Annotated in this window: 13 protein-coding genes and 3 pseudogenes; 6 read left to right on the top strand and 10 right to left on the bottom strand. The window is 47.6% G+C overall.

Annotation, left to right across the window (positions count from 1 at the left end; genetic code table 11):
- Positions 1–51: 51 nt before the first annotated feature.
- The 4 genes from A372_RS35670 to A372_RS0128695 form a co-directional block, all read right to left on the bottom strand.
- Positions 52–744, bottom strand: coding sequence for a WD40/YVTN/BNR-like repeat-containing protein (locus A372_RS35670; RefSeq protein ID WP_019424385.1), 693 nt, complete (start codon positions 742–744; stop codon positions 52–54).
- A 139-nt stretch (positions 745–883) separates the two neighbouring features.
- Positions 884–1,015, bottom strand: coding sequence for a hypothetical protein (locus A372_RS39170; RefSeq protein ID WP_272943484.1), 132 nt, complete (start codon positions 1,013–1,015; stop codon positions 884–886).
- A complete protein-coding gene (locus A372_RS0128700) occupies positions 1,012–1,791 on the bottom strand; it encodes an alpha/beta fold hydrolase (protein ID WP_019424384.1) in 780 nt (259 codons plus the stop codon). The genes A372_RS39170 and A372_RS0128700 overlap by 4 nt, the downstream gene beginning before the upstream one ends.
- A complete protein-coding gene (locus A372_RS0128695; protein WP_019424383.1) occupies positions 1,788–2,159 on the bottom strand; it encodes a hypothetical protein in 372 nt (123 codons plus the stop codon). The genes A372_RS0128700 and A372_RS0128695 overlap by 4 nt, the downstream gene beginning before the upstream one ends.
- A gap of 124 nt (positions 2,160–2,283) precedes the next feature.
- Between A372_RS0128695 and A372_RS36770 the strand changes: the two are divergent.
- Positions 2,284–2,552 (top strand): annotated as a pseudogene (locus A372_RS36770) (YitT family protein); the annotation flags it as partial.
- Here the strand turns inward: A372_RS36770 and A372_RS36765 are convergent.
- Positions 2,546–2,854: a hypothetical protein gene (locus A372_RS36765; RefSeq protein ID WP_443146853.1), complete on the bottom strand. Its 309-nt coding sequence runs from the start codon at positions 2,852–2,854 to the stop codon at positions 2,546–2,548. The pseudogene A372_RS36770 and the gene A372_RS36765 overlap by 7 nt on opposite strands.
- A gap of 141 nt (positions 2,855–2,995) precedes the next feature.
- Complete coding sequence (locus A372_RS0128685; RefSeq protein ID WP_019424382.1) at positions 2,996–3,661, bottom strand: MBL fold metallo-hydrolase; 666 nt, start codon at positions 3,659–3,661, stop codon at positions 2,996–2,998.
- A gap of 241 nt (positions 3,662–3,902) precedes the next feature.
- Between A372_RS0128685 and A372_RS36760 the strand changes: the two are divergent.
- Positions 3,903–4,199: pseudogene (locus tag A372_RS36760) on the top strand (Tn3 family transposase); the annotation flags it as partial.
- Between the two features lie 274 nt (positions 4,200–4,473).
- Here the strand turns inward: A372_RS36760 and A372_RS0128680 are convergent.
- The 4 genes from A372_RS0128680 to A372_RS0128665 all read right to left on the bottom strand — a co-directional run bounded on the left by A372_RS0128680 (position 4,474) and on the right by A372_RS0128665 (position 10,374).
- Entirely contained in the window at positions 4,474–5,052 is a 579-nt protein-coding gene (locus A372_RS0128680) for a type 1 glutamine amidotransferase family protein (RefSeq protein WP_019424381.1), read from the bottom strand.
- 65 nt (positions 5,053–5,117) lie between these two features.
- Positions 5,118–6,056, bottom strand: coding sequence for a helix-turn-helix transcriptional regulator (locus A372_RS0128675; RefSeq protein WP_019424380.1), 939 nt, complete (start codon positions 6,054–6,056; stop codon positions 5,118–5,120).
- A gap of 240 nt (positions 6,057–6,296) precedes the next feature.
- Complete coding sequence (locus tag A372_RS35665) at positions 6,297–7,067, bottom strand: DUF4362 domain-containing protein (RefSeq protein ID WP_019424379.1); 771 nt, start codon at positions 7,065–7,067, stop codon at positions 6,297–6,299.
- A gap of 691 nt (positions 7,068–7,758) precedes the next feature.
- Positions 7,759–10,374, bottom strand: a complete 2,616-nt coding sequence (locus tag A372_RS0128665; RefSeq protein WP_019424378.1) for an adenosylcobalamin-dependent ribonucleoside-diphosphate reductase — start codon at positions 10,372–10,374, stop codon at positions 7,759–7,761.
- Positions 10,375–10,695: 321 nt separating this feature from the next.
- On the opposite strand from A372_RS0128665, the gene A372_RS0128660 reads away from it, so the two are divergent.
- The 4 genes and pseudogenes from A372_RS0128660 to A372_RS0128650 all read left to right on the top strand — a co-directional run bounded on the left by A372_RS0128660 (position 10,696) and on the right by A372_RS0128650 (position 15,295).
- Positions 10,696–12,687, top strand: a complete 1,992-nt coding sequence (locus A372_RS0128660) for a DEAD/DEAH box helicase (RefSeq protein ID WP_019424377.1) — start codon at positions 10,696–10,698, stop codon at positions 12,685–12,687.
- Between the two features lie 3 nt (positions 12,688–12,690).
- Positions 12,691–12,900, top strand: a pseudogene (locus tag A372_RS39355) (YqhG family protein); the annotation flags it as partial.
- A 210-nt stretch (positions 12,901–13,110) separates the two neighbouring features.
- The gene (locus A372_RS39350; protein ID WP_337485158.1) at positions 13,111–13,821 is read left to right on the top strand and encodes a YqhG family protein; all 711 of its coding nucleotides are present in this window, start codon (positions 13,111–13,113) and stop codon (positions 13,819–13,821) included.
- 289 nt (positions 13,822–14,110) lie between these two features.
- Positions 14,111–15,295, top strand: coding sequence for a hypothetical protein (locus A372_RS0128650; protein ID WP_019424375.1), 1,185 nt, complete (start codon positions 14,111–14,113; stop codon positions 15,293–15,295).
- The last annotated feature ends 147 nt before the right edge of the window (positions 15,296–15,442 follow it).

The raw sequence follows: 15,442 nt of genomic DNA, 5'->3' as shown, positions 1-15,442 counted from the left end.
TGTCACACCAATTTGTTGCGGATGCTCTCTGGTTGCCGCTTTAACAAATGCTTATTTCATTTTTACAGGCATGCCTTCGGGAGCATTTTCACTCCATGTCTGACCTCCGTCAGTAGAGTAAAGCTTTACACCGTTTTCCGACTTTATCATTACCTTTGTTTTAATTCCATCTTTTGAATCGAAGTCGTTTTTGATTTTGATATTTCCAGCGCCAGGGTTGAATGTTGGCATACCTTCAGGAGCATTCTCACTCCATGTCTGACCTCCGTCAGTAGAGTACAACCTAACACCGTTTTCCGACTTTATCATTACCTTTGTTTTAATTCCATCTTTTGATTCGAAGTCGTTTTTGATTTTGATATTCCCGGCGCCAGGGTTGATTGTTGGCATACCTTCAGGAGCATTCTCACTCCATGTCTGACCTCCGTCAGTAGAGTACAACTTAACACCGTTCTCGGACTTTACCATAACCTTTGTTCCAATTACATCATTGGATGCGGAGGCATTTTTGATTTTGATTTTTCTATCTTTGTTGCCAAATGTCAGCACACCCTCCGGAACCTGTTCTCTCCATGTTTGACCGCCATCTGTGGAGTAAGTTTTGGCTCCGCCTTCGCTTTTCATAAGAACAGAATCAGTCGAATCGGCTGCAAAGGTAGTTCCTGTTCCTAATGTGAGAACAAGTGCGCCGCACAGGATGGCTGTGCCCGCTTTCTTTTTTGCTGTGTTCATAATGTTATTCATACGATACCTCCATGTTGATTTCTTGTAGGCAGCTACCTTACGAATTTATTATAAACACCATACCTTTAACGAACCTTAAATAAAAAAATTCATTCGCGAATCATTATAGAGTCTAATTATTAAGAGTATTTGCTTGAGCCTAACTTAAGCGGCTTGTTACAATGCAGCGGCTGGCCGAGAAGCCGAGGTCAGGTGATCGCCCGGGTGAACAGCATTGCTCCTCCTCAATTCTTTGCAGGTCCAGCATGAATTTCATCATTGTATCGCTCACTTTCCCATCCCCTTCAACATTATCATAATCTCCTCTATCACAATTTCCGGTTCATCGTGATGAATATAATGTCCGCTGCGACCAGCAATCCGGTGCTTGCTTGACGTTGACAGCCACTGAAATTCAGCTTGCAGCCTTTGCTCAATTCCGAGTATTTCCAGATGAGGCCATTCTTCGTCACCCATATCGGGTAATCCTCTTGTAATAATGGAGAGAGGAATGTCACTTTGTCGGGAATGATCAACGATTTGCTTATAGCTCTGTACCTTATCGATCTTCTCACTATTCAACATAGGGTTTTCAAGATATTCCCTATTTCCTGAAACCAGCTTTTCAGGCAAAACCTTTTCATACGCAACCTCTTTATATTCGGGCGCAGCGTCAACCAAAATCATACCGGAAATGAGCTGCGGATTAAGGCTTGCATACAATCTGGCGACCAAACCGCCAAAAGAATGTCCCACTAATACATAGGGCGGTTCCACGTCAAGCGCCTGCAACAATTCGGAGAGCTCCTCGACCAGACTATGGCAAGTCCGCGGGACGGACGCCGCTTGGCTCCTGCCAACACCCGCCCTGTCATAGGAAAAGGTTGATGTTTCCTGCGATATCCGGTCTTGGACCTCATTCCATGTCTCGCAGCTATCGCCTAATCCGGCTATAAAAATTACGCTCGGTGTACTTTTCCGTGAATATTTACTGTACAACTTAGCGTTAGCGCAGGTATGGAAGCTTTCAAAATAACGACCGTGGAATTTTGAACCGTCTAGTCTCATTCCCATGCTCTTGATGCAATAAATTCAGACATCAGTACCATTGCACTGCGGAATTTGTCAGGGTGAAGGCCAAATCTAACCCTGAAGTGTCCAGGCCGCTCGAAGACTTTACCGGGAAGAACAGATATCTCCGTACTCGCAACCAGCTTTTCTGCAAAATGTTGGCTGCTGATTGTTTTATCATTCAGAAACGGGAAAGCCTGATATAGAGTCTGAAATGCCGGAAAGGGAACAATGACATTTGCACCAGGTGTGAGCTCCAGAATTTCTCCCAATGAAAGGTCTTCTACACCACTTTCCCCTAGATTATATTTCGTATATTGATTTTCGATTAACCACGGTTCCATCAAATGCAGTGCCATTGGCATGCCAGAACCCCTCCTTTGTCAATTGAGTTTTCCAACATTATTCTAAAAAGCTTTGAGGTGCTTCCTTGTTCAAATACGATATGGCCGGAGATTTACCGCAGCATCCCTGCAGTTCTTTCTGGGAGGCTTGAACGAATCGAAATCGGTGACGATAATTACCAAAGACTTCGAGGAAGTGTCGGAGGCGATTATGAGCCGGCTCGGCCGGACGACCACCTTCATTTACGCCAGAGGAGGCTACAACAAGGAGGAAACGCAAGTCATCTACTGTGTCGTCATCAGGCTGGAGCTTGCCAAGCTATCGTCCAGGAAATCGATCCAAAAGCATTCATCGCTATTGAGCATGTCTCCGATGTGCTTGGCGGCGGCTTCGAGAAATCCGCTATTCACTGAGTTCGGGTGGAGCCTAGAAGGAGTCGCTTTTGCTGCCTTCTGGCGCGTAGTAAGTTTCTTCTCATTGAAGTAAAGCAACGGATGACGAAGACTCTGAACTTGGACGAATCTGGGATTTTGAAAGAGTTCAAATAATTGAGAATGTGCTCCTGCGGCGTTTCGAGCAGCCCTGCCAGCATGGACTGCAACGATCGCAACGTTTGGATATTGGCTTCGATTTCCTCAATCTTATTGCCCACCATCGTCTTCAACAACGTCTCGCTTTCCATATCTTGACTAAGCATTCGCAGCGTCTCCCGAATTTCTTTCAGCGAGTAGCTATGGTTCGTGGAAAACCGTATACACCCGGTTTCGAAATCGCAGCTAGAGTGAAGTTCAACTAACGTTCTTCGTTAGCGGAACAACATCGTTTCACCAAAAGATAATTTGCTGAAACTTTAACTTTATAATCCCTGGCTAAGTCCTAATATCTGATCATTAACATTTACATTACTTAATCCCCCGTGATAACAAACCACGGATGCAATGTCGAGATCTAAATACTTTTTCAATGAGAGACGAGCTGCATTCATATCCGGTGTGGTCGGGACATGAATTCCCCCGAGAATCCCGTTTACACTGTACATCGAATCCCCGGCAATGAGAGTCTTACTTTGCCTTAAATAAAGGCTGATATGACCAGGAGTATGCCCAGGAGTATGGATGATGCGAATCCTGCCGCAAAACGGCAGTTCCTGACCATCTATTAAGGTATCGTCCACTTTACCCTTCGGGGGATTCTCAAGGTGACCATCTTTTAAAAGAGGTATCTCCCCCTGAATATACGGCTTATCCAGTTCGTGTGCATATACTTTAACATTATTGCCACACTCCTGCAAAATCTCAGGAAGACTGCCTATATGATCCACATCCTGATGCGTCAAAATCACAACTTTTAGTTTGTCGAACGACACTCCTACCTTTTCCATTGCCACGCGTAAATCTTCAATTTGCCCTGGGAATCCTGTGTCTATTAAAACAGCCATTTCTCGATCCCACAAAAGAATTGGGTGAATAATATTCCCATGAAAATCTAGATGAAGCATTTCTACTCCCTTTGAAATTTCCATAATATCGGGCCTCCGTAAAATGAAATTTATACATAAAATAATATTAAAGTCCTCACTCTTGATCTTTCACCTCGAGCGGTTTGCTCGACAACATAAGGAACATAAACACACATTTTTTATACCCCCACTTTCCTGTTTTCAGTTGATTTCTCCTTGTAAACGAACTGAGACCGTAAAAAGATACGGAGGTTTCAATGGAAAAACTATTTGCGTAAATGGTGTAACTTTTACAACCACTTTCGTTGCGCTTCGGGAATTAGGACGTATTGAGCGCACGCTTTTCACGCTGGATTGGCTGCAAAATGTTGAGCTACGCCGCCGGGTACAGGTTGGCCTGAACAAAGGTGAATCCAAGAATGCACTGGCCCGCGCGGTATTCTTTAACCGACTGGGCGAACTGCGTGACCGCAGTTTCGAGAATCAACGCTATCGTGCTTCCGGCCTCAATCTGGTGGTAGCAGCCATTGTACCGTGGAATACAGTCTACTTGGAACGGTCGATACAAGCGTTAAGAGCGCGCGAACGGTCGATTGATGACATTCTTGCCATGTGTAATTCCTCCGTTTCGATTTTTTAGGGATGGGCAATCGAAACGGAGGGCGGCGGGGAGCGGCAACCGGGACAGTATGGCACTTCGGGCCATGTTGGCCCGAAGTTACAACCGGGCTTGTCCCATAGAATAGCGGTCAAAAAAGGGCACAAAAAAACACCTTTGCGGGAAAATCCCCGAAAGGTGTCGCATAAAAAATGGCCGCAAGAAACCGTATGCCACATGCCACAGCTGCGTTTTTTTATTACCGCAGGACATATTTTTATTCTTTATAAAAGCCCAATTTAAACATTTGATACCAATCTTCTAGTTTGTTTTCTTGCATTACCTGCAAATATTTAAGAATTTCTTTAGCAAATTCAACCGCTGATGTTCCGTTAGCAGTAATCAATCCATCTGTTGAAACAACTTGCTTTTCAATAAAGTGCTTCGAGCCTTTATAGCTTTGTGCATACTCCTCTAAATAGGCTAGTGAATTGCCTGTATGCTCTTTATCATCTAAATATCCTTTATCTGCTAAAAAAGTACACGCATCACATATCGCCGCAATCGGAATACCCTTTTTAATGCATAAATCAACCGCTTGCTTTACATCATCATTCTCACTTTTCAGCCATGAAGTTCCACCCACTAAGATAAGCATATGAAAATGTATTGGAATTTCAGCAATTGAATAGTCTGGAACAACCGTGAAACCACCCATTGATTTTATTGGATTTTTATTAACTGCCAATGTTTTAATGATGAATCCTGTTTCTGGTTTATTCAGCTCTGAACAAATAAAAGCACTTTCCCAGTCTGCATAGTTTTCCGAAATAAACACAAGTATTTCTTTTTTCATGCTTTTAGCCACCTTCCTTGTTTTTTTTATTTCTAGATATAATTTTACAGGTTAATAGATGACAGCTATATGTCATCTTTATAGAAGGAAAACATTTTTTCAAGTTTTTTCTTCACTGTATGACGTAGCGATGTTGGTTGAATTGCACGAACCTTCCCTTGAAGGCTAATAACTAAATCTGCGACCCAATCAATGTTAGAAGTATAAAAGCGAATCAAGCATTTTTTAACTTCACAGTCATCACTAGGCTGTAAATATTTTGAACCTATTTTGTCTACTATATAAAATTTGTCCTCATTGTCACACTCTAATAAAACTTCTATAGGGTATTCAGAGGTAGAAGAAATAGTATTATTTATATCGAAATTGATTTCACTATTAGGTCTGTAGCAAAATATGCTTTCCAATACCTTATAGGATAATATTCGTGATAATTTAAATAAGCGAAAATTATTTTTTTCTAGGCAAAAAGCATATAGATACCAATATGTCTGCTTGAAAACAAGTTTATGGGGCTCAACAATTCTCTTGGATTGAGAGTTCATTGATATATATTCCATTTCAATGCACTGCCTATTCAAAATTGCGGTATGAAATTTTTTGACCTTTTTTTGCATTTCGCTTTCTTCAAACCATGATGAAAGATCAATGATTATATCACTTTCAGCAATTATCAAACTTTCATCTTTAGGCAAAAGTTTGTTTATTAAATATTGTACTGAGCCTTCACTTTCAATGCTTCTCAATCCATTTAATCCGACATATAGGTTTTTAATATCCTCTTCTGATAAAATAATTCTATTTAACTTATATCCCTCTGATACTGAAATTCCGCCTCCAATCCCGGGAAAAGAAACAATTGGAATTCCAGCCATGTTTAATGTATCTAAATCACGAAATATTGTACGTTTAGATACTTCAAATTTATCCGCTAATTCTTGTATAGTAACTCGTTCTTTATTTGTTAATACACTAATAATACTTATCAACCTATCAATCTTCAAAAAAACACCTTCTACAAGCATTACTTTATTATGTGAAATATTATATCACAACGTCCTGACGATGTTATCTGTATTACGTTAAACAGTAATTAACTAGCATATTTTTGGTGTTTCCACATAAAAAATATGCTTGTTAAGGTCATACCAAGGCACCTTGCCCATTACAACCGAACTTGTCTCATTTTTCAATAGGTCACCACTGCTTTCCAGATTCCTCTTTTACCGTTCTATTAATGTCTTTCATATCCAAATTGCACAGTCTTTTTTGGAAATAATGATACACTGAATATTTTCCCCGACTGTCTTTTCAACTTTTGCAGTTTCCCAAATTGTGTTTACAAATAAATCAATTACAGAATTAACATCAAAAATGTCATTCTCCTGGTTGTTCATATATTCTTTTGCTCGCAATGCACCACTCCCAAAAAAGATAATCGAGTTTTCATGCTGAGTATAGCCGTCTCTACTATCATAAAAATACATGTAGGGTTTATCAGAAACCATATCATAACCAAACAATAAGACTTCACCGACAAAGCCATCCCCACAGGAGGAAAGCTTGTATTCCGTTCCGCGGTCCGTCTTTATCTCGTCGATCGACTTACAGAACTCCAAACGCTTCGTAGGCGTACCATATTGATCGTGTGTATTGTCGTACATATGCCTTATCGTCTCTCCGTCAAACGACAGATTATCGAAGATTGGTCCGCCTTCGATCGTATATTGGACAACTTGAATTTCGTCTTTGACGCCAACTTTCACATTCGTTACAAACTTCTCCCAAATGTCCAAATTGCTTAGCTTGCTATGTGCATTCACGAAATCTCCGTTGGTTGCAACTTGCTTGAAATCGTACCTTATGCCCCAGATAAGGTTATATAAATCACGGGTTGATTCTGTCGTCAGCTTATACCCTGTGCCAGTATCGGAGACGTAGGTATACATGCCGTACACATAACGCGCATCGATCCACAGGTGAATTTCCCACCGCTTTCTGCCTTGCTTAATCACGACGTCGTAATCTGGCTAGCTCACATCGAGCATGCCTTGCATTTTCTTAGCAGACTGAACCGCTTGTGTGAAGATCTCGATCTGCTTCTTTCTGTAAAAGTACCGTAAGGCGCTGCGTTGATGCTTCCGAAGCCAAGCGAGCGGCTCACCACAATTTGATCGCCTGTTCTTGCTACGTCCTAGGGATGCGACCCTGATACGTGTGAATAGTTTGATTTCTCAGGGATAGCCTTTCCTTGTTCAATCTCGCAGCTTGCCAAAAAAATAGTAATGCTGCTCCCAAGATGTTACTTGTCATCCGCATTAAAAACTCACCCCTCAGTTCCTCCGACGCTGTTATAGAGTGGAAAGATGCATCCTTGGGAAATGCACGAAACTACCCGTTAGTTCAGCGCCGCCCTGTGAGTCTAATACTTCATCAACAAAAGGCGTCAAACGGATTAATAAGGGTTGTGTCATTACTTTCACCTCGTATGAAAAAATAAAGAGTGAAGCACTTTAAGCACTCCACTCTTGTCTTCATATAAAGTTATTACACTCTTCTAATTATATATACAACATTTCTGTATGTTGATGTATATTTATACATTTCTCAATAAATACGAGAATCTTATCTTATTAATTTTAAAAATTTCCTCAATAATTATGACACCACACACACGCAACAACGGAATAGACTTGTCCTCACTACTTACGAGCAACGGCTATATCCGCAGTTCGCACACGTCTTGCAGCCTTCCACGTTCAAGAGCGAGGCCGTGCCGCAGGAAGGGCACAGGTCCCGAGACGTTACTTCGCCCTTCGTTGGCTCCTGACCGATGACAGGTGCGGCAATCGTCGCCGCGATTGGCGCGGGATCGGTTGCGGACCCATGGTCGCATGTCTCCTGCAGATGAATCTCCAGCGCCTTCGCCACGGCGTCGGCAATCGATTCTACGCGATTGGCGCCGAACCCGATAGCACCAGAGCCGCCGATGCCTTTCAAGTGCTTGATGAGCAGCTCGACCTTATTGCCATGATCCCCGTAACGCAGGAACAGGGAGCATACGCGGCCAAGCGCTTCCGCCATCGCGAATACGTCCGATCCGGCCTTCCCTACATTCAGGAAGATCTCTCCCGGAATTCCGTTCAAATCGTTGATCGTAATGTACGCCATGCCGAACGGCGTATTAATCTTGTACGTCGCGCCGCGCAGCACCTGCGGACGACGCTTGTAGACGTTATTCGATCCGTTGTTTCCGCTCAACTCTGGCTGAGATGTAACGGCAATGGTTTCCGATGTCGAGATCGAGCTGGAGGCCGCCTTCTCTGTCTCTTGAGCTGCATCTTCGGATGTCGCAGCGGCCTCCGCCTTACCTTCTTCCTTCTTCTTATCTCCCTTGTCTGTAGAGAGCACTTGAACGTCACGGCTGCCGTCACGATAGATCGTGACACCTTTGCAACCAAGGTCAAACGCCAGCTCATACAGATTCTTGGTCTCTTCTACGGTAAAGTCATTCGGGCAGTTCGCCGTTTTCGAAATCGAGCTGTCCACCCAGCGCTGGATAGCCGCCTGCGCACGAATATGATCCTCAGCGGACAGATCCATCGCCGTAATGAAGTAGTCAGGCAACGGTTCGCCCGGATGAGCGTTCATCCATTCCTGCGCAATCGGCACGAATTGCTCGTCGAAGCCGAGACGGCTCTGACGGAAATATTTGAATGCAAAGTATGGCTCAATCCCGGTTGATGTGCCGACCATCGTGCCTGTGCTGCCTGTCGGCGCCTGCGTAATGACGGTCACGTTCCGCATGCCGTTCGCGCGGATCGCTTCCCCTACTTCTGGATAGACGTCGACGATGTTCTTCATGAACCCGCTGTGAAGATAGGGTTCCGTCTCGAATGCCGGGAACGAGCCCTTCTCCGCCGCAACTTCAGACGAAGCCAGATACGCTTCGCGTGCGATGAAGCCGAACAATTTATCGAGGAACTCCAGCGATTCCGGGCTGCCATAACGAACACCGAGCTTAATCATAAGCTCAGCCAGACCCATGGAGCCGAGGCCGACACGGCGCTCGTTCTGCTGGTTCTCTTTATTTTTCTCAAAATGGTACGGTGTCTTGTCGATGACGTTATCCAAAAAGCGCACGGCATATCGCGTAACCATCGACAGATCGTCCCATGCGACATCATCGTTGTCTTCGTCGTAGAACTTGGACAGGTTGATCGCGGACAAGTTGCATACACCCCAAGCCGGCAGCCCTTGCTCGCCGCACGGATTCGTACAGATGATCGGGTTAAAGTACCAGCTGTTCGACATTTGGTTGTAGTGCTCCATGAACACGACGCCAGGCTCCGCCGATTTCCATGCGGACTCGATAATCGTATGCCAGATTTCGCGCGCTTTTACGGTACGATACGGTATAACCGCCCTGCCTGCCTTTTTCCATTTGTCCAAATCGCCGTCCCACAGCTCGTCATACTCCGGATCCGCTGTATCCGGGAACACCAGCTCCCAATTCAGATCTTCCTTCACGGCTTTCATGAAGTCGTTGCTCACGCAGACGGACAGGTTGGCGTTCGTCACTTGACCCATCGTTTGCTTCACTGTTATGAAATCGAGTACGTCGGGATGCCAGTCGTTAATCATGAGCATGAGCGCACCGCGCCGGCTGCCGCCTTGCTCGATCAAGCCCGTCGTGTAGCTGAACAAGCCGCCCCAAGATACGGCGCCGCTCGAAGATCCGTTCACGCCGCGCACCATGGCGCGCCGCGGACGAAGCGAAGACAGGTTAATGCCGACCCCGCCGCCGCGGGCCATAATTTCCGTCATTTCCGATAAGGTTTCCATAATTCCGCCACGGCTATCCTTCGGCGAAGGTATTACATAACAGTTAAAGAGCGTAAGCTCCTCGCTTGCCCCTGCTCCAGCCGCAATGCGTCCGCCCGGAACGAGCTTCCAGTCATCCAATATATAGCGAAACTTTTCAGTCCATTCGGTTTGTTTCTCCGGAGTTGCTTCTACCGATGCCATCGCAGACGCGAGTCGGTCCCACATTTCTTCCGGCGTTTTTTCGATCGTTAGCGTCAGCTTCTCTACCGTGGATTGCACCACTTCGCCGCTGCGCACCTTGACCGATACAAAACGTCCGTCACGCGCAATTACTTCACCGACTTCTTTGGCTGGGAACTTCGGATCGTCCTTCGTCAACACCAATACGACGTCACCGACCTTCGTATTGTTCGTGTCCGCATCCTTCCATGCGTAGCGATCCAAAAATATTTTTTCGCTTAGCCCTTCCAAGCGTTGCTTCTGCACCGTTTTCAAAGAAAACAACCTCCTAATTCAATTTCACTGTAAGCACACTTGTAATCAAACCTCTCGATATTGTATGTATCTTCCACAATATATTGTGTGCGAAAACCATTGTACTATACTATATATAGAATTTCTAATGTAAAAAGGTGAAATAACCCGCAAAGAATGGAGACTGAGTTTGCCAAGCTTCTTTTTTCTCTATGAATCTCCCTTTTTTACTCCTTGCACTCTGTCCATTTTTGCGTGCAAGCCACCTTCAACTACATCCAATCAGGTTATGAAACCTTCGAAAAAGGACCATACTACAGCTAAAGCAAGGAGGTCGAGTGGATGCCAACGTACGAATCGCCGAAATCCAATACTGTGCAGCCCGCAACCAACAATGCGGCGCCCGTATCTTCCATAAATGCTGCGTCTGCAATGGAAATCGCGCGGCAGCCAGACGGAGACCATGTACATGATGGTCATGCGAGTGCTGCTCATAGCTTTGCCCAGATCGCAGCCTCGTCCCAAGCGACGAAGCCGTCGCTTGACGCCTCAGCTCCCGAACCGCATGAATCCCTGCCGACGCCGGACAGGTTAGTCGGCCAAGTACCGCTCTATCTGGATCACGAATGGACGGAAGATTTGTCTGCAAGGCTCGAGAAGAACGGCCCGTGGGATGACTTCACGCTGTTTCAACTTGCCTATGAAGCCGAGCAAGCGAAGCGGATTCACGCCTTCGACGAGTTGCTCTGTCTCTCGCATGTCCAAAACGTCGAGCCGCTGCCCCATCAAGTGGAGACCGCGCGCAAAGTGCTGCACGAGATGCGGGGACGCGCCATACTCGCGGACGAAGTCGGGCTCGGCAAGACGATTGAAGCCGGGCTCGTGCTAAAAGAATACATGATTCGCGGTCTCGTCAAACGCGTACTTATTCTGGTGCCTGCATCGCTAGTCCTGCAATGGGTGCGGGAGCTGAATCATAAATTTGGCATCCCTGCCATCGCGCAGAAGAAAGCATACCAGTGGCAATCAGATGTCGTCGTCGCCTCAATGGATACGGCCAAGCGCGATCCGCATAAAGCATTCTTGATGGAGCAAGAATTCGACATGCTCATTATCGACGAGGCGCACAAGCTGAAAAACCGAAAAACGACGAATTACCAGTTCATCCAGCACTTGCGCAAGAAATATTGCTTGCTGCTGACCGCCACCCCCGTTCAGAACGACATGAACGAGCTATATAACTTAATTACGCTGCTGAAGCCCGGTCAGCTCGGCGGACAAGACGAATTCAGCACTAATTTCGTGGCCGATAAGCGGATACCGAAGAACGAGAACAAGCTCCAGACCGAGCTGTCCAAGGTGATGGTCCGCAATCGGCGCGGCGAAGGCAGCGTGCAGTTCACGAAGCGCATCGTCAAGAATGTGCCGCTGACGCTGTCTCCAGAGGAGCAAGCGCTGTACGAAGGCGTGACCCGCTTCGTCAAAGAGCAGTATCAAGCGAACGGCGGCGATATCGGCAGCATGTTCTCCCTCATTACGCTGCAGCGGGAGGTATGTTCAAGCCGGGATGCCGTATTTTTGACGCTGGTCAACTTGTCGAAGAAGCTGCCGGAGGATTCGCCGGTGCGGAACCATATATGGGACTTAGTCGATCTGATCAAGGGCATCACCGCGAATACGAAAGCCGAGACGGCCATTCAGCTCATACGCGAGATGAACGAGAAGGTCATTGTCTTTACCGAATACCGGGCGACACAAGAATATTTACTGCAATATTTTCGCAAGCACGGACTCGTTGCGGTACCATACAGCGGCGGTATGAATCGCGGCAAAAAAGACTGGATGATGGATCTGTTCCGAGGCCGCGCCCAAGTGATGATTGCGACCGAGGCCGGCGGCGAGGGCATCAATCTGCAGTTCTGCCATCATATGATCAACTTCGATTTGCCGTGGAACCCGATGCGCGTCGAGCAGCGCATTGGCCGTGTCCACCGTCTCGGGCAAATGAACGACGTGAAAATATACAATCTGTCCACACATGGAACGATTGAGGAACACATTCTTAATCTCCTCCATGAAAAAATCAATATGTTTGAATTGGTCATCGGCCGCCTCGACATGATTCTGGAACGCTTCGAGAAACAAGATTCGCTGGAACGAAGCTTATCCCGCATCCTGCTGGAAGCCGGTACCGAGGAGGATATTAGACAACAGGTCGACCGCCTTGGACATTCACTGAACTCCATTCGTGAGGAAGTGGAGACGGAAAGCGGGAATTCGACGGAGGCCCTAGGCCGGTTGCTTGATCAAATAAGTACGGAAGCGGAGGCCTAATAGATGAATACCGAACAAGTCCGCCGTTATGTTATGCGCTACTTAGAGGCAACGGACTGCCATATCCTCGAGAAGTCGCCCGCGTACACGACCGTGAAGCTGTCCGAACGCGCCGACCGCGTGCTGACGAACCGCCCCTATTATTGGGGCTTTGTCGATCGCACGGGGGCAGAGCCGGAAACGATGCGCTTCACGTTCGTGTTCGACCCGGCGGCAATGCCGCAGGAGCCGCCGCGAGGCCCTGGCGGCGCACCTATGGCGCCAACTGTGGGTGACGCGGCGCCATATGCTGCCGTGCCGGCTGCGGCTCCCGGCAGCACGCCCGCGGCGGGCGCTGCCGCCGCAACGCCGCCCGTGCCCGGCACGGCGCCGGATTCGCCTGCGATCGCGCCCGGGGATTCCATCCTCGGGCGCTACTTCGGCGTGGCGCCGGCCTTCACGGGAGGCGGTGGCGGCCCCGGGCGCATCCCGCGCGAGGACGTCACCCACGGCAGCCGCCGCCTCGAGCAGATTATGCAGGCCGCCCACAGCGAGGGCCGCTTCGTCAGCCTGTTCGTGGAGCCAGCTGCGGACGAAGCGGCAGCGCGCCCAACACGAGGCACGCGCCGTTCTGCCCCCTACGAACCGTGGCTGCTGCTCAACCTGAAGCTCGAATTCGCCTGCGATCTGAAGCGCGAGGAAATTCACAGCTACGGCATTTCGCTCGTCAGCGGCAAAATGCGCACCTCTTATATGGAGGAAGCGCTTGCAATGCAGCTTACGCCGAAGCTGCCGCCCCACGTGCATGTGCTGCCTTGGCGTATGACGATCCAACAGGCCCGCTCCACCGTCGAGGAGCATCTTGTCGAGATTATTTCACGCTATGACGACACTTGGGCAAGCGAAGCGAGCGCAAGACTTGAGGAAGAGCTTGCCAGGCTCGCTGCCTACTATGAGCCGCTGCTGCAGGAGACGGCCGCAGCGAAGCGGAGTACGCGGGAAGCAGCGGAGACTGAACCAACAGACAAGCTGACTCAAATCAAACAGCAATACGACATGAGGAGCCAGGAGCTTCGCTGGCAGTTCGAACCGAGGATACACCTGTCGCTTATTAATGCCGGAGTGATTCATGTGCCGTCGACGGTGACGCGATAATGTTGGATTTTACACTTTCGATGTTCCCTATTGTATGCGCCGACAAAAGCTCTGTCTGACCATCCCCGCACTTTTCGCTTAATCGCCGAATATATGCGGGGAAACGTCAGAAAGCGGCAAAAATAGAACTGTTCCGAACGGCCTCTCGAAACGATCGTCCGACAGTCTTTTCAGAGCTTGTCCGCTACAATGAAATGGTTGAAACGTACCGCAGGTTGGTTAATAGACGCACAAATAGAAAAAAGGCCGGACAAACTATTATTTTGGAACATAAGAGAGGTGAACGATCATGAAAAAACAACCGTGGTGGACCCAGTTCGCGAGACTGACGACGGCAGCGGCACTTACCTCGCTCGTTGCGGGCGGCGTCACATGTGCCGTATTGATCGCATCGAACCAATTCAGTTCCTCGGGCGAAACACTTCCGCCCATATCGGTATCGAAAGCGCATTCTACCGCTCAACTAGCAGAATTCTCACTCACGACGAAGCCCGCTTACTCCAGCACTAATCTTCAGCTTATATCTGACGGCTCACAGTTGCAGGCAGAGCAGGATGTGATAGGACCAACAATTAACGAAGCGGTCCAACAATATAAAGCCCAGTTGGCGAAGGATAAGCCATTCGAAGCATGGCGTCAAGCGATAACCGAGTTAATGCCGTTAGGTCCGGGGATGCACGGTTGGTTCGTTCGCGTCATGGATCACGATAAGCAGATTGGCTACATGATATTGCAAACGACCAACAAGGGTGAAATACGCTTAGAGGAATATGGGCAAGGCGAGAACCTGCCTTACGATGAGGCGACATTGCACCAAGCCATTGCCGATGTGCTCCAATCTGGTGACTTAGGAGATAAGACAGTGTCGAACGTTCAACCGTTGTTCTTGCAGCCGCTCTTCACGGTCTGGCGCGTAGACTGGCAGGATGGCACGGCAGGTTGGTTGGATGCGCAGAGCGGCGAATGGCTGCCAGAGCAATTCAATCCTGATATGAAGATCAACTCACAATCCGTAATGAACAATACAGAGCCTGCCCAACTTACCCATATGGCGAATGACCGCCTACAGATTGCAACTTCGCATGACAGGAAGCTGCTCTCCGAAAAGGCAGATCGGATAGATCAGGCAACACCATCGCCCAGCCAAATGCGCACACCATTCGATCCATACGGGAACATTTTATGGATGGCGGAGCAACCGCAAAAGCGGCTCAGCGGTAAAGTCCCGGACAACTTTCAATTCAAACGATGGATTTATGTACAGCAAGACGCAAGCACATCTGTAAATCAGCCATACGCGCTTATCGGAATGCAGCAGTGGCAGCAGTCTCCCCTGACCTCACTCTTTACCGATACCAAGGAGTCACTCACGGCCAGCACGTATATCGTTGTAAATTCAGCCGATATGAAAGCATTGCGTTGGATTTCGGCAGACAACGCGCTGCAGCACGGATCCTTCATACCACAGTCCTAACAAATTATGCAAAAGGCCCTCTTTTCGAAAGAGTGCCTTTTTTAACTTTAAGTAATGTTTATGTTGTATGAAGCGATTAAGAGAAATCAATTATTCCTATGGCGATAAAACCTATTACTAATGCAGTCGATCATCTTTGAAAGGACT

The organism is Paenibacillus sp. OSY-SE (genome assembly GCF_000283315.1).
GTDB classification, from domain to species: domain Bacteria; phylum Bacillota; class Bacilli; order Paenibacillales; family Paenibacillaceae; genus Paenibacillus_B; species Paenibacillus_B profundus.
Note: the sequence above shows the minus strand (reverse complement) of the source record. Positions and strands in the feature narration are given on the sequence as shown.

Bases quoted from the DNA above. Each gene is read 5' to 3' on its own strand.
- A372_RS0128660 (WP_019424377.1), top strand. From the start codon at position 10,696: ATGCCAACGTACGAATCGCCGAAATCCAATACTGTGCAGCCCGCAACC.
- A372_RS0128680 (WP_019424381.1), bottom strand. From the start codon at position 5,052: ATGAAAAAAGAAATACTTGTGTTTATTTCGGAAAACTATGCAGACTGG.
- A372_RS0128650 (WP_019424375.1), top strand. From the start codon at position 14,111: ATGAAAAAACAACCGTGGTGGACCCAGTTCGCGAGACTGACGACGGCA.
- A372_RS0128695 (WP_019424383.1), bottom strand. From the start codon at position 2,159: ATGCCAATGGCACTGCATTTGATGGAACCGTGGTTAATCGAAAATCAA.
- A372_RS0128700 (WP_019424384.1), bottom strand. From the start codon at position 1,791: ATGAGACTAGACGGTTCAAAATTCCACGGTCGTTATTTTGAAAGCTTC.
- A372_RS35670 (WP_019424385.1), bottom strand. From the start codon at position 744: ATGAATAACATTATGAACACAGCAAAAAAGAAAGCGGGCACAGCCATC.
- A372_RS0128685 (WP_019424382.1), bottom strand. From the start codon at position 3,661: ATGGAAATTTCAAAGGGAGTAGAAATGCTTCATCTAGATTTTCATGGG.